Source organism: Acinetobacter sp. NIPH 298, assembly GCF_000369505.1.
GTDB lineage: Bacteria > Pseudomonadota > Gammaproteobacteria > Pseudomonadales > Moraxellaceae > Acinetobacter.
The window spans coordinates 1,587,053-1,608,456 of record NZ_KB850055.1; the positions used below are offsets into that span (position 1 = coordinate 1,587,053).

The 21,404-nt window shown below is 39.8% G+C and carries 18 protein-coding genes; 10 read left to right on the forward strand and 8 right to left on the reverse strand.

The annotated features are described in order from the left end of the window. Positions 1-109: 109 nt before the first annotated feature. Together lipA and F903_RS12460 are read left to right on the forward strand one after the other, a co-directional pair. Entirely contained in the window at positions 110-1,123 is a 1,014-nt protein-coding gene (lipA, locus tag F903_RS12455) for a lipoyl synthase (RefSeq protein ID WP_004670670.1), read from the forward strand. A gap of 364 nt (positions 1,124-1,487) precedes the next feature. Beyond that, on the forward strand, positions 1,488-3,194 hold the full coding sequence (locus tag F903_RS12460) for a DUF4394 domain-containing protein (RefSeq protein ID WP_005197470.1): 1,707 nt from the start codon (positions 1,488-1,490) through the stop codon (positions 3,192-3,194). 66 nt (positions 3,195-3,260) lie between these two features. Here the strand turns inward: F903_RS12460 and F903_RS12465 are convergent, their stop codons facing one another. The 3 genes from F903_RS12465 to F903_RS12475 form a co-directional block, all read right to left on the reverse strand. Continuing rightward, on the reverse strand, positions 3,261-4,367 hold the full coding sequence (locus F903_RS12465) for a beta-ketoacyl-ACP synthase III (RefSeq protein ID WP_005197471.1): 1,107 nt from the start codon (positions 4,365-4,367) through the stop codon (positions 3,261-3,263). A 46-nt stretch (positions 4,368-4,413) separates the two neighbouring features. Continuing rightward, positions 4,414-8,289 carry an ATP-dependent RNA helicase HrpA gene (hrpA, locus tag F903_RS12470; RefSeq protein WP_005197473.1) on the reverse strand — a complete coding sequence of 1,292 codons (3,876 nt, stop codon included), beginning with the start codon at positions 8,287-8,289 and terminating at the stop codon, positions 4,414-4,416. 112 nt (positions 8,290-8,401) lie between these two features. After that, positions 8,402-9,562 (reverse strand): sterol desaturase family protein, encoded by a 1,161-nt coding sequence (locus tag F903_RS12475; protein WP_005197474.1) that lies wholly within the window; start codon positions 9,560-9,562, stop codon positions 8,402-8,404. 345 nt (positions 9,563-9,907) lie between these two features. Between F903_RS12475 and ahpC the strand changes: the two genes are divergently transcribed. Next, positions 9,908-10,471, forward strand: coding sequence for an alkyl hydroperoxide reductase subunit C (gene ahpC, locus F903_RS12480; RefSeq protein WP_004670665.1), 564 nt, complete (start codon positions 9,908-9,910; stop codon positions 10,469-10,471). Positions 10,472-10,722: 251 nt separating this feature from the next. Continuing rightward, a complete protein-coding gene (locus tag F903_RS12485; RefSeq protein ID WP_004670664.1) occupies positions 10,723-10,938 on the forward strand; it encodes a KTSC domain-containing protein in 216 nt (71 codons plus the stop codon). A gap of 68 nt (positions 10,939-11,006) precedes the next feature. Here the strand turns inward: F903_RS12485 and F903_RS12490 are convergent, their stop codons facing one another. Continuing rightward, the gene (locus F903_RS12490) at positions 11,007-12,200 is read right to left on the reverse strand and encodes an alkane 1-monooxygenase (RefSeq protein WP_005197475.1); all 1,194 of its coding nucleotides are present in this window, start codon (positions 12,198-12,200) and stop codon (positions 11,007-11,009) included. Between the two features lie 119 nt (positions 12,201-12,319). On the opposite strand from F903_RS12490, the gene F903_RS12495 reads away from it, so the two are divergent. Further along, positions 12,320-13,369, forward strand: coding sequence for a helix-turn-helix domain-containing protein (locus F903_RS12495; protein WP_005197476.1), 1,050 nt, complete (start codon positions 12,320-12,322; stop codon positions 13,367-13,369). Here F903_RS12495 and F903_RS12500 read toward each other — a convergent pair. Both F903_RS12500 and F903_RS12505 read right to left on the reverse strand, forming a co-directional pair. Beyond that, positions 13,346-13,933 (reverse strand): O-methyltransferase, encoded by a 588-nt coding sequence (locus F903_RS12500; protein ID WP_005197477.1) that lies wholly within the window; start codon positions 13,931-13,933, stop codon positions 13,346-13,348. The two genes, F903_RS12495 and F903_RS12500, sit on opposite strands and share 24 nt — an antisense overlap. Before the next feature lie 41 nt (positions 13,934-13,974). Then, the gene (locus tag F903_RS12505) at positions 13,975-14,190 is read right to left on the reverse strand and encodes a DUF1653 domain-containing protein (protein ID WP_005197478.1); all 216 of its coding nucleotides are present in this window, start codon (positions 14,188-14,190) and stop codon (positions 13,975-13,977) included. Between the two features lie 231 nt (positions 14,191-14,421). Here F903_RS12505 and ahpF point away from each other — a divergent pair, with 231 nt between their 5' ends. Next, positions 14,422-15,987, forward strand: coding sequence for an alkyl hydroperoxide reductase subunit F (gene ahpF, locus F903_RS12510; protein ID WP_005197480.1), 1,566 nt, complete (start codon positions 14,422-14,424; stop codon positions 15,985-15,987). A 158-nt stretch (positions 15,988-16,145) separates the two neighbouring features. Next, positions 16,146-16,457: a hypothetical protein gene (locus F903_RS12515; RefSeq protein ID WP_005197483.1), complete on the forward strand. Its 312-nt coding sequence runs from the start codon at positions 16,146-16,148 to the stop codon at positions 16,455-16,457. A 92-nt stretch (positions 16,458-16,549) separates the two neighbouring features. On the opposite strand, the gene F903_RS12520 is transcribed toward F903_RS12515, so the two are convergent. After that, entirely contained in the window at positions 16,550-18,277 is a 1,728-nt protein-coding gene (locus F903_RS12520) for a glutamine--tRNA ligase/YqeY domain fusion protein (RefSeq protein WP_005197484.1), read from the reverse strand. 168 nt (positions 18,278-18,445) lie between these two features. Between F903_RS12520 and F903_RS12525 the strand changes: the two genes are divergently transcribed. From F903_RS12525 to F903_RS12535, 3 genes are all read left to right on the forward strand, one after another. Further along, entirely contained in the window at positions 18,446-18,955 is a 510-nt protein-coding gene (locus tag F903_RS12525; RefSeq protein WP_005197485.1) for a peptidylprolyl isomerase, read from the forward strand. Positions 18,956-19,054: 99 nt separating this feature from the next. After that, the gene (locus F903_RS12530; RefSeq protein WP_005197486.1) at positions 19,055-19,771 is read left to right on the forward strand and encodes a UDP-2,3-diacylglucosamine diphosphatase; all 717 of its coding nucleotides are present in this window, start codon (positions 19,055-19,057) and stop codon (positions 19,769-19,771) included. Between the two features lie 230 nt (positions 19,772-20,001). Next, positions 20,002-20,655 carry an oxygen-insensitive NAD(P)H nitroreductase gene (locus F903_RS12535; RefSeq protein WP_005197487.1) on the forward strand — a complete coding sequence of 218 codons (654 nt, stop codon included), beginning with the start codon at positions 20,002-20,004 and terminating at the stop codon, positions 20,653-20,655. Positions 20,656-20,770: 115 nt separating this feature from the next. Here F903_RS12535 and F903_RS12540 read toward each other — a convergent pair whose 3' ends face one another. Continuing rightward, a complete protein-coding gene (locus tag F903_RS12540; RefSeq protein WP_005197488.1) occupies positions 20,771-21,397 on the reverse strand; it encodes an NAD(P)H-dependent oxidoreductase in 627 nt (208 codons plus the stop codon). Positions 21,398-21,404: the final 7 nt, after the last annotated feature.

Sequence of the window (21,404 nt, forward strand, 5' to 3'; positions counted from 1 at the left end):
ATATATTTTATATATACACATTTTTAAAATGAATACCTATTTCGTCCTATATACTCGTAAATTTGACTATAATGTCTAGATATCTCAAGTTAAAGGTTGTAGAAAAGATATGTCTGAACACCGTAAAGCTGAACAGGGCTTAAAACTTCGTGGCGCCGAAAAAGTCGCAAGAATTCCTGTAAAAGTGATTCCTACGGTTGAAGTACCTCGTAAACCAGACTGGATTCGCGTCAAGATGGCCGCACCAGAAGAGGTTCAACGTATCAAAACAACCTTGCGCTCGCAAAAACTGCATACTGTATGTGAAGAGGCTGCTTGCCCCAACCTACCAGAGTGTTTTGGTGGCGGTACAGCAACCTTTATGATCATGGGCGATATTTGTACACGTCGCTGTCCTTTCTGTGACGTTGCGCATGGTCGTCCAAATGCACTTGATGCGGACGAACCACGCCACATGGCAGAAACAATCTCGAATCTCGGCTTAAAATATGCCGTGATCACCTCAGTGGACCGTGATGATTTACTTGATGGCGGTGCTCAACATTTTGTTGACTGTATCAGAGAAGCACGTGCACTTAGTCCAAATACCTTGCTGGAAATTTTAGTTCCTGACTTCCGTGGTCGTCTCGATATTGCACTTCGCATCATGACCGAATGCCCGCCTGATGTTTTCAACCACAACATTGAAACCGTACCACGCTTATATAAAGCCATGCGTCCGGGCTCTGACTACCAACATTCTTTAAATCTGTTAAAAATGTTTAAAGAATATTGTCCAGATATTCCAACCAAATGTGGTTTGATGGTCGGCATTGGTGAAACTGAAGAAGAAGTGATTGCCCTTTTGGATGACCTTAGAGCACATGACGTAGATTACATCACGATTGGTCAGTATTTACAGCCATCTAAACAACATGCGCCAATTGATCGTTTTGTCACACCTGAAGAATTCGAGCGTTATGCTGAGCATGGACGTAAATTAGGTTTTAGAAATATTTGGTCTGCACCAATGGTGCGTTCTAGTTATTTTGCTGATCGCCAATATCGTGGTGAACCGGTTCCTGCTGTTCGACGCAAAGCCGATCCTGCTAAAAAAATCGCAGTCCAAACAGTAGAAGCATAATCGTTTCCAAGCAAAAGAGAGAATCCCCTGATTCTCTCTTTTTTTCATACCTAAGAACACTAACTCACATAAATCACCACATCCTAACAATTAAAATTTCTGATCAGCCGTGAATTCCGCGTGAATAATTACAACTCAAAACCCAACTACAAAAAAACCACTTAAAAACATTGATTTACTTTCAATATCAGCAATTATATGCTGATTCTAGTTAATAAATTTTTTTAAATTAACAGCTAAAAATAAAGCGCTCAATCTTTATTTACAGTAAGTCCCTCAATCACAGAAGCCCCAAGTTTTATAAGTAATAAGGAATATTTCTTAAGGCTTTGTATGAACAAAAATATTAATCAGGATTTAAAAAATGAATACAAGAATATTATCACTGACTACCGCAGTCTTAGGCAGCTTATTCCTTTTGGGTTGCAATAATGACTCAAATAATAATTCCAATCCCTCTCCCACGAAAACGGGCGATGTGCTGATTCTGACAAGCAATGGAATGATAGGTTCAATCAATCGTGATCAACCTGAAATGTTGGTTTCTAATTTAAAAATCACAAATCTGCAATCTGGTGAACAACTTATTGGCATAGACCACCGTCCAAAAGATGGAAAATTATATGCCGTCGGTACTATGGGCAATATCTATACGCTGAACCCTCAAACTGGACGTGCGACTTGGGTAAGTAAGTTAGTTGCTGACCCAATGGATACTACAGATGGCAATGCACCATTTGACAAAATCACAGGTAATCCTGACTTGATGACTGTAAACTTTAATCCAGCAGCGGATCGACTACGAGTCATTGGCAATGATGGACAAAATCTGCGAATTAATGTTGATACGGGGGCGACGATCACAGATGGCAACATTAGTTTAGGTGCCGAATCAGTCGCTATTATTGCTGCTGCATATACCAATGCGTTTGCTGGTACAGCTTCAACACGATTATTTAGTATTGACCAGAATACTGATCGCATCTATCTACAAAATGCAAATGCGGGCACATTAGGCAATTCAGCAATGCTTGCATCAGGTGTTGATGTTGAAGGCGGCGGTGGTTTTGATATTGACCCGATTAATAACGTTGGCTATGCCGCCCTTAAAGTAGCAGGCACATATCAACTCCACCACCTCAATGTTGCTGCCGTCGGCTCAGAAAATGCTGCCGTTGTTGAAAGCAAAAACTTGCCAAATCTATTTCAGACTTCTGGTATTCGAGGTTTAGCACTCGCAAGTGCTGCCGATAGCGGCGCACATACATATGGTTTGAGTGCCAACAACCAGCTGATTCATTTTATGGCGAATACTCCAAATTCAGTTAAACAAATCAATATTACCGGTTTAAAAGTTGCAGAAAAAATTGTTGGAATCGATTTTCGATTTAAAACCACGACTGATAAATCTGGCATGCTATATGGACTCAGTGACCAATCAAATCTATATACCATTAATACTCAAACAGGTATGGCAACACTTCAATCCTCACTGAAAGCTGCGATGGGTGATGACAATCCTTTCACAACGCTACTTGGTACAAGCTTTGCTGTTGACTTTAACCCTGCTGCTGATCGTTTACGTGTCATTAGTAATACAGGACAAAGTTTAAGGATCAATGTTGATACAGGCGACACCATTACTGATGGTGACCTAAATGGTATCGATGATGCAGTCGTCAGCGCAGCCGCCTATACCAACAGTTTCCAAACACCTATCCCAATGATTGGTACAGAACTGTTTAACGTAGATCAAGGCAACCAACTTTTAGTGAAACAAAGTCCACCAAATGATGGTGTACTCAATTCAATTGGTGCATTAGGAATCAATCTAGGGATGGATAATGGTTTTGACATTGCTGGTGGAGACAATGGTTTTGCTTTAGCAACCGTGTCTGGAATGACGGGGCCCTCCGTTCTATATCGCATCGATTTAAACAGTGATACAACGATTATGACACCAAGAGCTAGACTCGCTGTTAATGTAGACGGCACACCAAATCTGGCGGCTTCGACAATTGGTAGCAGCACCACCCCACAACTGATAGACCTCGCTATTATGTTGAAGTAAATATCATTGCTTAAATAAAAAAACACCGCATATTCAGATGCGGTGTTTTTTTTAAATTTTCAAAACTTATGCAATATGCTTTTTCACAATGATCGAACCGACTGAATAACCTGCACCGAATGAAGAGATCACAGCGTATTCACCATCATTGACCTGTTCACCTGTACGATGCATCGCAATGATCACACCCGCAGATGAGGTATTTGCAAACTCATCTAAAATGATTGGTGCACGCTCTAAATCAGCCTCTTTACCTACAACTAATTTTAAAATCAGTTCATTCATATTGGCATTGGCTTGGTGTAACCAGAAACGCTTAACCTGCTCAGCTGTCAATTCGAGTTTTTCTAATTGCGCAGTAATGATTTTTGCAACAAGTGGGCAAACTTCTTTAAAGACTTTACGACCATCCTGACGGAATAATTTATCATCCACCACCGCATCTTCACTACGGTTCAAGAAACCAAAGTTATTACGAATATTGTTTGAGAATTGCGTGAACAAATGAATATCTAAAATTTCATAACCTGATTTTGTTTCAGTTTCTTCGATAATCGATGCTGTCGCAACATCACCAAAAATAAAGTGTGCATCACGGGTACGATAGTCTAAATGACCTGATGTAATCTCAACATTGAGCAGTAAAACACGGCGAGCACCACACTTCACCGCATCATAAGCTTGCTTTAAACCAAACGTGGCAGCAGAACAAGCCACATTCATATCGTACGCATAGCCTTGAATGCCAAGTGCAGATTGAATCTCAATCGCCACAGCTGGATAAGCACGTTGCATATTTGAACAAGCTAAAATCACAACATCGATGTCTTCTGCGGTAACACCTGCATTTTCCATCGCTTGTTTTGCTGCAATCACACCCCATTCTGCTTGAAGTGAAAGCTCATCATTGCTACGTTCTTGTAAACGAGGACGTAAACGCTTTGGATCAAGAATACCAGACTTCTCAACCACATAACGGCGCTGAATACCTGATGCTTTTTCAATAAACTCAGGGCTTGAACCACGTAATGGCTCTAATTCACCTGCTGCAATTTTGTCAGCATGTTCTTGGTTATATTGTTCTACATAAGCATTTAAACTTTCCACCAATTCTGCATTGGAAATAGATTCGGTCGGGTGAAATAACCCTGTACCTGTTATACGAATGCCCATGTAAAACTCCTGTAAAGAATGGTTCTAGCTTTCATTATTGCTCAGTTTAACCGATTGATAATCGATCCCATAGTTTTTGTAATCTATTTGGTGAAATTGGCATCTTTGTTTTCATCGGTTGAGAAAACAAGGAAATTCGCAACTCCTCCATCATCAAATACAATTCTTTGATTTTAGGATCATTTTTAAATTTAAATAGCTTGTCCATCCAAGGATCGACTTCATCAATTGCCGCAAGGTCTCTTTGTAGATTATTGGGCAATCTATCTAAACGCAATAGCAAAGCTTTTAAATAACGCGGGTATTCCTGCCAAAGATCAGCAGGACGACTATAAACAAAGTTTGCGAGGGACATAAGATCCAGTTGATCTTCGATGTCATCTACACTGCGAGTGAAAATGGTTTGATCGAGGACGAGCAATTCACGGCGAACTTGCTGCCATTGCGTAAATATTTCAGTCAAATCAGTCAATGTCTGTTGACCCAAAGATAAAAAATGCTTTTTGGTATTCGCCAATAAGCTTTCAAACTCAGTAGCATCAATAGGAAGCGTTTGAATCGAAACTTGCAAAGTCGCGTAAACCAACATTTGTTCCAACTTTGCTTTATCACCTAATGGTGAATAAGCCAATGCTAATGGTTTAGAAATTTGCTTCTTCAACTGACGAATCAAATCACCAAGTTGCATGTGAACAAGGCGAATTACCCCTTCTCTGTGCTGTTTAATTGCTTCTTCTTGATCATTAAACGTCTGAATCACAACACCTGATTCATCTTTTACATCTAAATCAGCAAATGCTTTACTTGGTACAAGTGCTTGATATTGTTTCACCAATACACCCGTCACTTTTTGTGAAGCTTCAAAAACAAAATGCTCAGGAAAAGTTTTAAACTCACCCTCATGTTGCTTTACAGCGCGATGCGTTTCTACACGACAACGCGCTTTTAACTCATCCAAGTCACGACCTTGCGCGATTAATTTACCTTTTTCATCGAGAACTTTAATAAAAGGGATCAGGTATTGATCAATTCGTTCAAAAGAAAAATCTTTTTCAGTGATTTGCTCACCGCGTAAGGCAAAAGCCAAATAACTAAATAAATGTTCACGCAAATGAACTGCATCGATCCCTTGAATCAACTTTCGTGCTGTATCTGGAATGGGAACAATATTTCGACGTTTATCTTTTGGCAATGCTTTTAACAGCGCCTCAATTAAATTTTGTCGCCAACCTGGAATGCCCCATGACCATTGATTTTCATCAACTTGTGCTAAAGCTTGCACTGGAATCTTCACAGTCGCGCCATCTTCATCATGACTTGGGTCAAAACGATAGCTGGCAGCCAAGCGCAATTGTCCATTATGCAAATAGTCAGGAAACTGTTGTGTAGTTGGGCGATCATTCATCCACAAGGCGTCATCATCAACGAATAAATAACGTGGATGTTCAGGCTCTACCGTTGCTCGCCAATCTTCGAAACTACGACGGCTGGCGATTTCGGTCGGAACTTTATTGGCATAAAACTGATAAATCGTTTCTTCATCTACCACCAAATCACGACGCCGTAATTTGTCTTCAACGCGCTCAACTTCCTCAAGTTTTAATAAGTTGTGTTTTAGGAATGGTGGAGTAATCCCCAAATGCCCTGTTGTTAACGCATCTCGTAAAAAGATTTCATGTGCAGCAGCTTGGTCCACTTTTTCAAAATTGATCAGTCGCTTAGGTTCAATAATCAAACCAAACAATGAAATCTGATCATAGGCGTTGACGATACCCGCTTTTTTCGACCAGTGCGGTTCAAAATAGTGATGTTTCAATAAATCGCCAGCAGCCAATAAAATCCATTCAGGATCAATTTTCGCCAACGTCCTCAAATAAACTTGAGACGTTTCCACCATCTCAAACGCCATCACCCAAGCGGTATTGGTCTTATGTAAAGTGCTGGCTGGAAACACCTTCGCTTTTTGTTGGCGCACCGCCATAAAGGTATTTCGTTCATCCGTTTTGTTGGCGATAAAGGAAAGTAAACCTGTTAACAAAGCACGATGTAAATTCTCATAATTGGCTGGTTTTTCATTAAAGCTAAGTTTCAAACCTTCAGCCAACTCAACCAACTGCTGATAAGTTTGTTTCCATTCACGTAAACGCAACCAACTTAAAAAATGGTTCCGCGCAAATTGACGACGCTTACTTTCTGATTGTGTTTCTGGACTGGTTTGTAAGGTATCCCATAGCTTTAAATAGAATAAAAAGTCAGAATCGGTTTCTTTAAATAAAGCATGCTTTTGATCCGCCTGCATTTGTTTATCCGCAGGACGTTCACGCGGATCTTGAACAGCCAAAGCACTGACAATCACCAAAATTTCTTTCAGCACACCAAAATGCGCACCACCAATAATCATACGCGCCAAACGAGGATCAATCGGCATACGTGCCATCATTTGACCGATTTTGGTTAATCCACCTTTCTTCTTATGAGCGGATTGAGTGTGCTCGTTATAAGCGCCCAACTCAACCAACAACTTACGTCCATCATTGACTAAACGGAAATCAGGTGGCTCGATAAAATCGAAATCTTCCAAATCGCCCAATCCCAAACTTTGCATTTGTAAAATCACAGAGGCAAGATTGGTTCGCTTAATTTCTGGTTCGGTAAACTCTGGGCGGCTAAGGAAGTCATCTTCACTATAAAGGCGAATACAGACACCCGCAGCGATACGACCACAACGTCCTTTACGTTGGTTCGCCGCAGCTTGTGAAATCGCCTCGATCGGTAAACGCTGTACCCGCGAACGATAGTTATAGCGTGAAAGACGTGCAAAACCACTATCAATCACATAACGTATATTCGGTACGGTAAGTGCCGTTTCAGCAACGTTAGTGGCAATAATAATCCGTCGACCTTTTCCGCTTGGGCTAAAAATCTTTTGTTGTTCTGCAATCGCTAACCGTGCATATAACGGAAGTATTTCCGTATGACGAGGACCAAATTTTTGCAGGGTTTCCTGCAATTCCCGAATCTCTTGCTCAGTGCTGGCAAAAATTAAAATATCAGCATGTTCAGGATGACCTTTGCTATCCGCATCAGCAAAACATTCTTCTACCGCTTGTACGACCGCACGCGGTAAATTTTCCTCAAAATCATCAAACTCGTCATCATCACTGCCGACAATATTCAGTTCAGAAATTGGACGATAACGAAGCTCAACAGGGAAACTCCGCCCTTCAACTTCAAATACGGGTGCATTGTAAAAATACTGACTAAAACGATTTACATCAAGCGTGGCTGAGGTCACGATCACTTTTAAATCTGGGCGCTTCGGCAAAAGCTGCTTTAAATAGCCCATGATAAAATCAATATTGAGCGAACGCTCATGCGCTTCATCTATAATAATCGTGTCATATTTTGATAAGAATCGGTCATTGGTCAGTTCAGCAAGCAGAATACCATCCGTCATTAAACGAACAATCGAGTCTTGTGACCCTTGCTCATTAAATCGAATTTTAAAACCAATGGATTCGCCTAACTTTTCGCCCACTTCTTCCGCGATACGCTGCGATACACTTCGCGCCGCCAAACGACGCGGTTGAGTATGCCCGATCATGCCTGTCAAACCACGACCTGCCAGCATTGCAATTTGAGGAAGCTGTGTGGTTTTACCTGAGCCAGTTTCCCCCGCCACAATGATCACTTGATGCTTTTGAATCGCTTCAATCAAACGATCTGCATAGCGCGTAACAGGTAGGTCTTGATTGAGTTTGATCTTTGGGAGACGCGCCAATCGCTGTTTAACTTTATGATTCGATTGTGCAAATAGTTTTTCAATTTCTGCTGTTTCGGTTTTTTTATCTTTGCGCAGTCGATTTAAACGGTGGCGGTCACGTGCCATAACCCATTGATCTACATTTAAATGACTCTGCACTGAACAGCTTTCCTGAAAATAAAATAATCGGCTATTTTACGCTTTAAAGTGTTGCTATGCAAAGCAACTACACCAATCCCGTTGGGAAATTGATGCATATTGATCAATATCTTCAAGATTTAGATGACGAATCAAAACGCTGAAGAAAACGCTTTACGTATTTTTTAAAAGGCCAAGTAAACTGCTTCACAAAACTATTTGGAATTTTATAGCCTACCGTACCATACACACTCGCCAAATGATTTGGCATATACACGCTTTTAAAAACGACATCATACACAGGGATAAATGCGGCATAATTTTTATCAATTGCAGGCTTTTCAGAAGAATGATGCCAATGATGAAACTCAGGAGTGGCAATAATCCAACGCAAATAAGGAAAGCGAAAACGTACATTAGAATGAATAAATATGGCGTGAAAGGAAATAAAGATCAGGTACGCAAACACGGCTGAAGTGTGAAAACCCAAAAGAAAAATAGGTAAAGTTGCTAAAAAACGTGTCATTAACACTTCAACAGCATGCAAACGTGAAGATGCCAGCCAATCCATATATTCAGTAGAATGATGAATGGCATGAAAACGCCAAAGGAAATTCACTTCATGCATCGCTCGGTGCAGCCAATACACCACAAAATCCACAACAATCAGTAACTCGATGAACTGTAACCAAATCGGTTGCGCCTGCACATAAGGCACAATTGGATTATTTGGTAAATGAGTGATCCAATATTGAATTGGCATGACTGTTAAAAAGGTGAATAACTGAATACCAATATGACTAAACATGAAATATTTCATATCTGTCACCCAGCCAACCCTAAGAATTTTTTGCTCAGGATTTTTGGCAAAAAAACCCTCAAGCGGAATAAAAATAACAGCCAAAATCACAAGCGTCAGAACGAAATAATCAATCCCAGCATAGAAAGGAAGACTTGGAAGTATCGGTGCTTTGATCAAGCCACAGCCGAGAACTGCTGCAACTAAAGCAAAACATAATCCGTAAAACCCATATCGATTTTGACGAATGATTGAGCTATATGCGCCAAAACCGACACTCAGAACAACCGCCAATATTAAACTAAAATAAAAGACATCATAATATTGCACATAAAATGGGCGAAGTTCTGGTGTCGTTAATACAGTGGGAAATAAAAAACATAAAGCGCCGAATATACTTAGCAAACCTAAGGACATTGAAATAAAAGCGCTAATTTTCCCCAAACCCATATTCAGTTCTAAGTTTTCGAATCTTGTTCTTAAATGATCAGTCATTGTTCGTGTTAATTCGCTATCTACTCGAGCAAAAAGCTCACAAATTAAATTATAGTCCAGAAATTAAACATTTTTATATATTTTTCCATTCTACCCTTGAATTTTAATGATATAGACTGCATGTTGTCTAACGCATTAATTTTAAAATCTCCTGTCATCTTGACGTCATCAACTTGAAGTCAAATCAGGATAGATTGGGTGAAAATGTGGATTTAAATCGATCAATTCATTTTTCCGATTCTAATCATGTAAAAATACTATTTCCCCAATAATGAAAAATTAACTATTCTATATCTCGTAAACACTTTCCTCGTTTAAAGATATACCGCAATCATGGAGACAATGATGAGCTTGATTAATACTGAAGTTAAACCATTTAAAGCTGATGCATTCCGTAACGGTGAATTCATTCAAGTAACTGAAGCAGATCTTAAAGGTAAATGGTCTGTTCTTATTTTCATGCCAGCTGCTTTTACATTCAACTGTCCAACAGAAGTTGAAGATGCTGCTGACAACTATGAAGAATTCAAAAAAGCTGGTGCGGAAGTTTATATCGTAACGACTGATACTCATTTCTCTCACAAAGTATGGCATGAAACTTCTCCAGCTGTTGGTAAAGCTCAATTCCCATTAATTGGTGATCCTACTCATCAATTAACACGCGCTTTTGATGTTCATATTGAAGAAGCTGGTTTAGCACTTCGTGGTACGTTCATCATTAACCCTGAAGGCGTAATCAAAACTGCTGAAATTCATGACAACTCAATTGCTCGTGATGTATCAGAAACTTTACGTAAACTTAAAGCTGCTCAATTCGTAGCTAGCCACCCAGGTGAAGTTTGCCCAGCGAAATGGAAAGAAGGTGAAGCTACCCTCGCTCCATCTATCGACTTAGTTGGTAAAATCTAATTCATTAGATTCAACCGATACGTCAGAAACCACCCTTTTTTGGGTGGTTTCTTTTTGTCTAAAATATTTATAAATTTCTGCTTGTCTGCGCTTCGATTTAATTGCAAATTTTTTACAATTCTTATACTTATATCTTCATAGCAAAGTTCATTTATCAATTGTCAGCTTCTGAGACTTGGAGTACTGTCAAATGATGGAATAAAGCGTTTTTTATATGGACATGAGTCTACTATTGATATGGGGGCAAATGTATGGAAAAAACTGTTATTGTAACTTCTTGGAAATATGACGTTTCTTCACGCTATTTAAAAATATTTTATAACAATGGTTCAGGTGAACTGTACCATCCTGTACCAAAATTTATTTACGATAATTTACTCCGCTCTACTGACAAAGCTGCATTTGTACATAAGTATCTTGAGTTTGACCTACATTTTAAACGACTCTCTATTTCAGCTTCCTCATAAAAAATCAGCCCGATTGGGGCTGATCTTTGTTGTGACAACGAAGTCTGCGAAATACCAACGCTTTCTAATCACGCGACATCTACTTGCTCTGCATATTTCTCAAGCATTTTTTCTTTGGCACTCGGATGCATGTTGATTTTAGCTAAATCACCGTTGTAGTGCTGCACGACTCGATCATCCATAATTTTTGACCACCATGCAGGAACAAATGCAGGGAGAATCATTGCACCATAGCCCGCGGGTAATTGAGGTGCATCTTCAAAATGACGTAAGGTTTGAAAACTTCTCGCTGGATTGGCGTGATGGTCCGAATGTCGTTGTAATTGGTACAAAAACAAATTGGTCACCACATTATTATTGTTCCAACTATGTTCAGGCAATGTTCTTTCATATTTTCCATTGGCTTGCTTTTCCCGTTTCAAACCATAGTGTTCGATGTAATTTACAGATTCAAACAGCGTTACTGCATAAGCGGCCTGTGTCATTTGAAATGGTATCGAACGTACACCAAATTTGCTAAACATCGCTGCATGATAAATGGCTGACATTGCCCAACCATGTAAGAGCTCATTTTCTTTACATAAAAATGGTAATTTTTTACGAGCTAAACGGCTCTTTTCGATTTCAATCGCGGACTTAAAACTTCCAATGACTGTCCGTGGTAAAAATTTCCAAAATGTTTCGCCAAATTGTGATGAAGCAGGATCTTCTGGTGTGGCGACACGACGATGGTGACCATAAGGGTGTTCTATACGGAAATGGTTATATCCTGATGGTGCTAATGCCAGATGCGATAAATAATGTTCTAGCTTGCCACTTTTATGACTCAACTCATGTGCAGTATTAATCGCGACACCATTCACCATCCCGATTAATGTTCCCAATAAAACTTGATCGGCGACAGAGGTATTGTTTCGACTTGCGAGATATGTACCGTAGATATTTACAGCGTATTGCAAGGGAATATACAGTTTAACAATACGCGCATAATATGGATCAGCTTCTAGATCTGCGATTGCATCAATCGGTGGATTTTCAGCGTCTTCACCAATCAGTTTATCCAAACTCGGAATAACACCATGCAAAAACAAAGGACCAAATGAAGCAAAAAACTTTTTCGTTTTTTTAGGACCAAACTGATAACCAGCTAAGCCACTCATGGCAATTGCAGGTACAGCCAAACCTAATAACCACCAATGACGCTTTTTATCTTTGAACCGTGTTGTTGCGTGCGCTACATGCAGTTGAGTATGCATATTCATTAGAAACTCCTCAATCAATTACTCTTTTTGCTTCCATCAATTGTGTTCTTTTAAAGTGAGTCTTTATTATCATTTTAAGACTTGGTATTATCATTTTAAGACTATATGGATTGTTAATTGTGCAAAACCAACAAATTCCTGTCATTCCTTCACGTTATTATCTACGATTGATTGATATTTTAATTCAAACAAATCAATATGATAACAACCTATTAATGCAATTACGTGATCAACTTTCTACGACTGAACTCCTTAGCATTCAACAGATTGAACAATTTATTGAAATGGGTTTAAACCTCCCCAATACCGAAGACCTCGCATTCCAATTAGGCAAAAATATCAAGCTAAGCTCACATAGTCTGGTGGGTTATGCCCTCATGACCAGCCCACATCTTGAACATGCTTTACGACTGATCGCTCAATACTTCAGACTGATTATGCCAAGCTTTAAACTCACGATTCAGTTTCAACACGATCAGCAAAAAGTTGAGTTATTATTTGAACCGATATTACAAATGAATAAACAATGTCTTGCCTTCCATATCGAAGCGATTGCAGTGGCTTTTTATTACAGTTTATTAGAATTAGCTGGGAACCAATTACAACGATATCAGGTTTATCTCAGTGTACCCGAACCAAAATATAAAGAACAGTATATCCATTTAATCAAAGCTAATTTTCATTTTAACGATCATTGGATTACAGGCGTTCGTGTAGTGATGGATCAACAGCAACTCTCACTTCCCTTACCTTTAGCCGATGCCCATAGTTTAAAAGTGGTCGAACAACGTTGTCAGGAGCAAATTCAAAGAATTTATCATCAGGGAGAAATTGTCGAATGGGTTAGTATGATGCTTCGTCAAGCGAATCAAATCCCGACATTAAATGAATGTGCAAAAGTCTTAAATATTTCGACCAAAACATTGCAACGTTATCTGCAAAAGTACGGTGTCGAATTCCACCAACTAAAGCAAAAGATTAGTGCCGAACGAGCCATTGATCTATTAGAAAATTCTAAGTTTACCATTACCCATATTGCCTATGAATTAGGGTACTCAAACCCCGCCAACTTCACCCGCGCTTTTAATAAAATACGAGGTTGTAGTCCACAGGCTTATCGTTTAGAGCATCAAAGTAGAAGTCAGTTATTTGACAACCACCATACATAAACCAGCGCCCACTGGTAAAATACTACTCATATAGTGTTCATCTTGTTTAATGAGATCTAGCATTGGCTTAACTTCAGCTGGATGCGAAATGACATTGTCAATAATCAAGGTGCTGCCAGAGGATTTTAATAAGCGTTTTAAGTCTTCCCAATAACTCACATAACTGCCACGTTCTGCATCTAACAAGATGAGATCAAAGGGTTCCATTGCTTGTTTCAAATAGTCGGCAGCATCGCCCACCCAAAAATCAATAAACCCTTCTAACTCAAAATCTTCTGCATATTTTTTGGCTTGCGCACTCCGAAATGCATTGATTTCTAAAGTGAGCACCTTCCCTTGAACCGTTTTGGCTGCTTCTGCCAACCATAAGGTGGAGTATCCTGTGGACGTTCCAATTTCAAGAATGCGTTTTGATTGCTGAGTACGTACCAGCATCGCCAGTAATTTAGCTGATTCTGCTTCAATATTGCGATAACGCCTTAGACGATCAGACTGTCGAGCATCATGTTGTTTAAATTCATCGTATAAATCAGCAATACGTTGCAAGAAAACAGTGTTGGTCATATCTGATTCTCCATGATGCTCAAACTAGAAAAATATCGCGTTTAGGTCGCTTGTATCAGCTTAAATCTTGGAATAACTTGCCCTTCAAGCTGAACAGTTTCAGTAAACATGGTGAGTGGGCGTACCCACATCGAGTAATCACCATATAAGCATTGATAAACCACCAATTCTTCTTCTGTTTCACTATGTCGAGCCACATTAAACACCTGATAAAGCCGCCCTTTATAGTGTTGATAAATACCACGCTGTAACGCCATCTCGCTTACCTTTTAGTTATGCCATGAAATGATTGCAGTTATATAACAAGATCAATGCCGATCAAACTTTTAAATAGATGAGTGATCAAAAATACGACAGGTACAGCGTCAATCCAAAAAACCGATCAAACCTATAAAAACATACTGTTTTACCTATTTAGTGCTTTTGCGTATTATAGCCTCATTGAATGAATTTAGCCGACTTGAATTGTTGAGAATTTGGAGACATCGATGTTAGATCAAAATATTAAAACGCAATTAAAAGCTTACTTAGAACGTTTAGAAAGTCCGATCGAGTTGGTTGCTGCTTTAGATGATTCCGACAAAGCGGCAAAAATCAAAGAACTTGTCACCGAAATTGCGGAATTGTCTGATCAGGTGACCGCGCGTTTTGATGGTTCAAATGCTCGTCGTCCAAGTTTTGGGGTGGCGAAAGTAGGTGAACAGCCACGTGTGTTCTTTGCTGGCTTGCCGATGGGACATGAGTTTACCTCTTTGATCTTGGCATTGTTACAAGTGTCAGGTTATGCCCCTAAAGTCTCTGATGAAGTTTTAACTCAAATTAAAGGCTTAAATCTTGCGGCAAACTTTGATGTGTTTATCTCATTGAGCTGTCATAACTGCCCTGATGTGGTTCAGGCATTGAACTTGATCGCGATCAACAATCCCAATACTACCACCACCATGATTGATGGGGCATTCTTCCAAGACGAAGTGGAACAACGCAAAATCTTGGCTGTACCAATGGTATTCCAAGATGATCAACACATTGGCCAAGGTCGTATGACTTTGGAAGAAATCATTGCCAAGTTAGACACCAACTCAGCTGAGAAAGATGCAGCAGCGATCAATGCCAAAGATGCCTTTGATGTCTTGGTGATCGGTGGAGGTCCTGCTGGGGCAACCGCAGCGATCTATGCGGCTCGTAAAGGGATCAATACCGGTATCGTGGCAGAGCGCTTTGGCGGTCAGGTGATGGATACCATGGATATCGAGAACTTTACTTCTGTACAAAAAACCGTCGGTCCTAAGTTTGCTGCCGAGATGGAAGCGCATGTGCGTGAATATGATGTCGACATCATGAACTTGCAACGTGTCAGCAAAATCATCGGTGCAGATCAAACGACGACAGGCTTGGTCGAAGTTGAACTTGAAAATGGTGCCAAGCTTGAATCAAAAACCATTATTCTTTCTACAGGTGCGCGTTGGAGAGAAATGAATGTACCGGGTGAAGCAGAATACCGTACTCGTGGTGTGGCGTATTGTCCGCACTGTGACGGCCCACTCTTCAAAGGTAAGCGTGTTGCGGTGATTGGTGGCGGAAACTCAGGTGTGGAAGCAGCAATTGACCTTGCTGGTATCGTTGAGCATGTCACGTTGGTGGAATTTGATACCAAACTTCGTGCCGACCAAGTATTACAGAACAAGTTAAACAGCTTGCCAAATACTACTGTAATCCTGAATGCATTAAGTACAGAAGTGTTGGGTGATGGTTCTCAAGTCACTGGCTTGAAGTATAAAGATCGTGCAACTGATATTGAACACACGGTAGAGCTTGCAGGGATCTTCGTTCAGATTGGATTATTACCCAACACCGATTTCCTAAAAGACAGTGCAGTTGAACTCAGCAATCGTGGTGAGATCATGGTAAATGATCGTAATGAAACCAATGTCAAAGGTGTGTTTGCTGCGGGTGACTGTACCACTGTGCCTTACAAACAAATCATCATTGCGACGGGTGAAGGCGCCAAAGCATCACTCTCTGCCTTTGATTATATGATTCGTTCGGGTAATTAACACAGCTTAAAAACATGTGCACGCATTTACATTTTCAAATGTAAGTGCGTGTTTTTACAAGTTATCAACAAATATTCAACTTTATTATCTATCCGCTTTGTGTTTATATTTTTGCTATCCATTGTTTTTGGATGCCACAATGAAAAGGAAATATGAAAATGAATAAATTACTTGTTGCTTTAGGTCTCGCTGCTACTGTTGCTCTTGTAGGCTGTAATAAAGATAAAGCACCTGAAACAGGGGCTACAACTGGCGAACACTTAGAGCATGCTGCTGACCAAGCGGGCCATGATGTTGCAACAGCTATTGACACTGCTGGTGATCAAATCGATGCTGCTGCTGATCACACCGCAACTGCTACCGCTGAAGCTGCTGCGGATACCGAAGCTGCTGCACGTGAAGCTGCTGCAAATGCTGCAGGTGCTATTGAATCTACAGCTGCTGATATGAAAGAAAAAGCTCAACAATAATTCGTTGAGATTAAAAAAAGCCTCTGTTATCAGAGGCTTTTTTATTTCAGGTTTTCAAATATCATTTAAATAGAAGAAAACCCACTCGGCTTTTACTTTTTCTCAACTTTAAAACTATCTTTTAAATCAAGAATACGGTTAAAGACTGGTTTTTCGATATCATGATCATATTGATCAGCAACAAAATAACCTTCACGTTCAAATTGGAATCGGTCTTCAGGTTTCGCTTGCGCTAAAGCAGGTTCAACCACCGCTTGCACGATTTGCAGTGAGTTTGTATTCAGATTTGCCAAGAAATCATCGCCTGTTTCAGGATCCGACTCTGTGAATAAGCGATCATAAATACGCACTTCCGCTGGAACGCCTTTACTCGCTGATACCCAATGCACTACCCCTTTGACTTTGCGCCCTTCAGGATTTTTACCTAAGGTATTTGGATCAATTGAACATTTCAGTTCGATCACCTCACCGTTGGTATCTTTAATCACTTCATCACATTTAATCACATAGGCATGACGTAAACGCACTTCACCTTCAGGAATTAAACGCTTAAAGCCTTTCGGCGGCACTTCTTCAAAATCTTTACGATCAATATAAATTTCACGTGTTAGAGGAATGATACGTTCACCCATATCGACGTTTGGATGACGTGCATGGGTTAAGTCCAATTCTTCAGGCAAATTGGTCAAGGTCACTTTTAATGGATTCAATACCGCCATACCACGCGCAGCCGTATTTTCCAAAGATTGGCGAATACAAAATTCAAGCATTGCAACATCAACGATACCATCGGTTTTTGACACGCCTACTCGTTTGCAGAAATCTCTTAAACCTTCAGCAGTAAAACCTCGACGACGCATTCCTACAACAGTCGGCATACGTGGATCATCCCAACCATTGACATGGCCACCTTCAACGAGCTTACGCAGCTTACGTTTAGAGGTGATGGTGTAATCAATATTTAAACGTGATGATTCATACTGACGTGGTACAGCTTGAGAATGAACCTTTGCAACGATCCAATCATAAAATGGACGGTGATCTTGAAACTCTAATGTACAAAGTGAATGGGTAATGCCTTCAATCGCATCAGACAATGGATGCGCATAGTCATACATTGGATACATTTTCCATTTATCACCCGTTTGGTGATGCTCTGAATGCAAAACACGATAAAGAATCGGATCACGCATATGGACATTTGGGCTTGCCATATCAATTTTGGCACGCAACACAGCACCACCCTCTTGGATTTCACCATTACGCATTTGCTCAAAACGCGCTAAGTTCTCTTCAATAGTCGCATCACGATACGGCGAGTTTTTCCCGGGCTCTACAAAGTTACCGCGATTTAATTTAATTTCTTCAGGTGTTTGCAAATCAACATACGCATCGCCCTGTTCAATCAATTGCACTGCCCATGCATAGAGCTGGTCAAAATAACTCGAAGCATAGCGTGGCTCACCATTCCAATTAAAGCCGAGCCATTTCACATCATTGGCAATACCATCTACATATTCTTGTTCTTCAGCATCTGGATTGGTATCGTCAAAACGCAAATTACATAAACCGTTAAACTCTTCGGCAATACCAAAGTTTAAACAAATCGCTTTTACGTGACCAATATGCAAATAACCATTTGGCTCAGGTGGAAAACGAGTAACAACTTTTTGGGTACGTCCATCGCTTAAATCATCAGTAATTACTTGGCGTACAAAATCTAAGCCAGCCTGTTGTTCTTGCTGCGCTGCATCGACAGAGGCATGAGTATTCGGTGTCGGGGTCTTTGGCAGTTCTGAAACAACATCATTTGGCTTCATAGTGTGTAAATCACTTCTTACAGTTAAAAAATAGGGAATAAAAACGCAATCTTTACTTTTTCTCAAAGATTTTAACGTTTTTTACTTGCCTTGTAGTTTACAGTTTGCTTATGCTTCTCTCAACCAAAAACCCATGGTCAATTTGCCCATGTTTAGGAGATTAATGTAATGAGTTTTCCTCAAGTCGAATTAAACACCAATAAAGGCCGTATTGTTCTTGAGCTTAATGCTGAAAAAGCACCAAAAACGGTTGCAAATTTCTTAGAATATGTACGTGACGGTTTCTATGATGGCGTAATTTTCCACCGTGTGATTGAAGGTTTTATGATCCAAGGCGGCGGCATGGACGAAAACTTTAAAGAGAAAGCAACACGTGATTCAATCGAAAACGAAGCTGACAACGGCTTAAGTAACGATGAAGGTACTGTTGCTATGGCACGTACTCAAGCACCGCACTCTGCTTCTGCTCAATTCTTCATTAACGTTAAAAATAACTCTTTCTTAAACCACACAGGCAAAACAGCTCAAGGTTGGGGTTATGCCGTATTTGGTAAAGTTGTTGAAGGTATGGACGTTGTAGATGCAATCAAAGGCGTACGTACAGGTAACCGTGGTTATCATGCAGACGTTCCTTTAGAGAATGTTGTGATCGAATCTGCTAAAATTATCTCTGAATAATAATCCCTCCTGAGTAGCATTGCTACGCAAGTCCCTTTATAAAGGGATGAAAGTCCCTCTTTTTAAAGAGGGATTTAGGGAGATTAAAAGGATAAAAGTGTGACTTACCTATTTATCTCAGATTTACATTTGTCACCTGATCACCCTCGACTCGTTCGAGGGTTTTTAGACTTACTCATTGAATATAAAAATAAAAACACCCAACTCTACATTTTAGGCGATTGGTTTAACGCATGGATCGGTGATGACTATACTGCACCGTGGTTAAATGACATTATCAGCGCCTTGCAAACATTTACTTCTGCAGGCAACCAAGTTTACTTCCAAGTGGGTAATCGTGATTTTGCTTTAGGTCAAAAATTCTTAGATCAATTCGACGGAATTTTATTACCTGATGTCTATAGCCTCGAAATCAACCACAAAAAAATTCGCCTCGAACATGGCGATGCGCTATGTACCGATGATGTTGCATACCAACGTTTCCGTAAAATAATTCGCAATCCTGTTTTACTCGGTTTTTTAAAGCGAACACCATTAAGTTTTAGACAAAAACTTGCCAATGGATTTCGTAAAAAAAGCAGTGAAACCAAGCAACTCAAAAGCTATGACATCATGGATGTAAATGCACAAGCTGTAGTAAATGTGATTAGCGAAGTCGATTTCTTAATTCATGGGCATACACACCGTCCAGAAATCCACCAACTAGGCAATAAACAACGTATCGTATTGGGTGACTGGCGCGCAGATTCGGCTTGGATTTTAGAAATCAATGAACAAGAAAATGATCCATTCGATTTTAAACAGTGGATGTATTAATCATTGAGGCAGATTTATACACTGCTTCTAAAATTCTCTTATTGCCCTTCATGTCAAACAACGCACCTATCGTCTGGGCTATCTGGCACTAATTCCATTAATAACCCAAGTTTTTAATCGCACTGCTTTGCACACTTACCACTTAAATCTATATAGAAATCACATTTAGCTACTTTCAGTAAAATTTAGATCAAGTAGAATAAATTGAATTTTGAATCGAGTTGAGATAAATGGATACTCTAGTTACTGCAAAAAAACGTTATGCAACTAAAGCTTACGATGCAAATAAAAAAATTCCAAAGCAACAATTCGAAAAACTCTTAGAAGTTTTACGCTTTAGCCCATCTTCTGTAAATATTCAACCTTGGCATTTTCTAGTTGCTGAAACAGATGAAGCCAAACAACGTATTGCAGCAGGTCTGACAGGCAATTACATTTATAATGCTGCTAAAGTATTGAACTCTTCACATACTTTGGTTTTTTGTACCCGTACCGATATTTCACCTGAGTATTTAGAACAGCTACTTCAACAAGATGCTGCCAGTGGTCGCTTTAAAGATGAGGCAGCTAAACAAGGTCAACGAGATACACGTCAAGGTTACGTTGAGTTTTATCGCAACGAATTAAAAAATCTTTCTGCGTGGATGGAAAATCAAACTTACTTAGCACTGGGTCAACTCCTTTTTGCTGCGGGGCTTGAAGGGATTGATGCGACACCAATGGAAGGTTTTGATCGGAATACCATTAATCAAGAATTTGGTTTAACCGAAAAAAGTTTAAAAGCCTCTGTCATCGTCGCTTTGGGTTATCGTAGTGAACAAGATTTCAATGCGGTTTTGCCAAAATCACGACTTCCAGAGGAAGTTATTTTTACTCGTTTATAATTTTCGAATTTGTAGCGTAAAACCGCGCTCGTTTAATTCTTAACATTAGCGATAGATAGATCAAGTACGTACTTGTTAAAGCCGCTTTTTACTTGATCTATCTAAAAGTATTTATCTAACAACTCACACTTCGCTGATTTAGATCTAAAACCGTCATATCAAGTTCTTTTAAAAATGTCTGTAGATTTTCAGCCTGAATAAAATCAGAATTATAGAGAATCGATGTTTGCACATCTTCTATGCCACAAAAACCAAAAATTCCTTCTACAACCTGTGTGCGTATTGCTTGAGTATAGCCATGCTTATCATATCCAGCCTGATCTCCCGTACCCGTTGCAATCAGTTTTATAGGTATCTTTTTAAGCTCGCCAGTCAACACAGCCTGATCATCAACTTTAAAAGCCCAACCGTGGGTAAATACACGTTCAAACCAACCTTTTAAAACAGCAGGAATAGACCACCAATAGATAGGGAAAACAAAATAAACGATATCGGCACGGTCAAAACGTGCTTGTTCCAACAAAATATCATTGCCCAATGTTTGCTGACCACGATAGGCCTTGAGATCAGGAATGGTGATAGCTGGTTTAAAGTCCTCTTCATACAAGTCAGCAATTTCGACATTCATTCCCTGCTGAGTCAAATGCCTCGCGATATGGTGTGAGATTTGATGCGATAACGACTTCATGTCCGGGTGAGCAATGACAACCAATGCATTTTTGTTTTGTTCTAAAATCGACATAAATATT

Coding starts and splice junctions, on each gene's coding strand:
- lipA (WP_004670670.1), top strand. CDS start 110: ATGTCTGAACACCGTAAAGCTGAACAGGGCTTAAAACTTCGTGGCGCC.
- F903_RS12460 (WP_005197470.1), top strand. CDS start 1,488: ATGAATACAAGAATATTATCACTGACTACCGCAGTCTTAGGCAGCTTA.
- F903_RS12465 (WP_005197471.1), bottom strand. CDS start 4,367: ATGGGCATTCGTATAACAGGTACAGGGTTATTTCACCCGACCGAATCT.
- F903_RS12475 (WP_005197474.1), bottom strand. CDS start 9,562: ATGACTGATCATTTAAGAACAAGATTCGAAAACTTAGAACTGAATATG.
- ahpC (WP_004670665.1), top strand. CDS start 9,908: ATGAGCTTGATTAATACTGAAGTTAAACCATTTAAAGCTGATGCATTC.
- F903_RS12485 (WP_004670664.1), top strand. CDS start 10,723: ATGGAAAAAACTGTTATTGTAACTTCTTGGAAATATGACGTTTCTTCA.
- F903_RS12490 (WP_005197475.1), bottom strand. CDS start 12,200: ATGAATATGCATACTCAACTGCATGTAGCGCACGCAACAACACGGTTC.
- F903_RS12500 (WP_005197477.1), bottom strand. CDS start 13,933: ATGACCAACACTGTTTTCTTGCAACGTATTGCTGATTTATACGATGAA.
- F903_RS12505 (WP_005197478.1), bottom strand. CDS start 14,190: ATGGCGTTACAGCGTGGTATTTATCAACACTATAAAGGGCGGCTTTAT.
- ahpF (WP_005197480.1), top strand. CDS start 14,422: ATGTTAGATCAAAATATTAAAACGCAATTAAAAGCTTACTTAGAACGT.
- F903_RS12515 (WP_005197483.1), top strand. CDS start 16,146: ATGAATAAATTACTTGTTGCTTTAGGTCTCGCTGCTACTGTTGCTCTT.
- F903_RS12520 (WP_005197484.1), bottom strand. CDS start 18,277: ATGAAGCCAAATGATGTTGTTTCAGAACTGCCAAAGACCCCGACACCG.
- F903_RS12525 (WP_005197485.1), top strand. CDS start 18,446: ATGAGTTTTCCTCAAGTCGAATTAAACACCAATAAAGGCCGTATTGTT.
- F903_RS12535 (WP_005197487.1), top strand. CDS start 20,002: ATGGATACTCTAGTTACTGCAAAAAAACGTTATGCAACTAAAGCTTAC.
- F903_RS12540 (WP_005197488.1), bottom strand. CDS start 21,397: ATGTCGATTTTAGAACAAAACAAAAATGCATTGGTTGTCATTGCTCAC.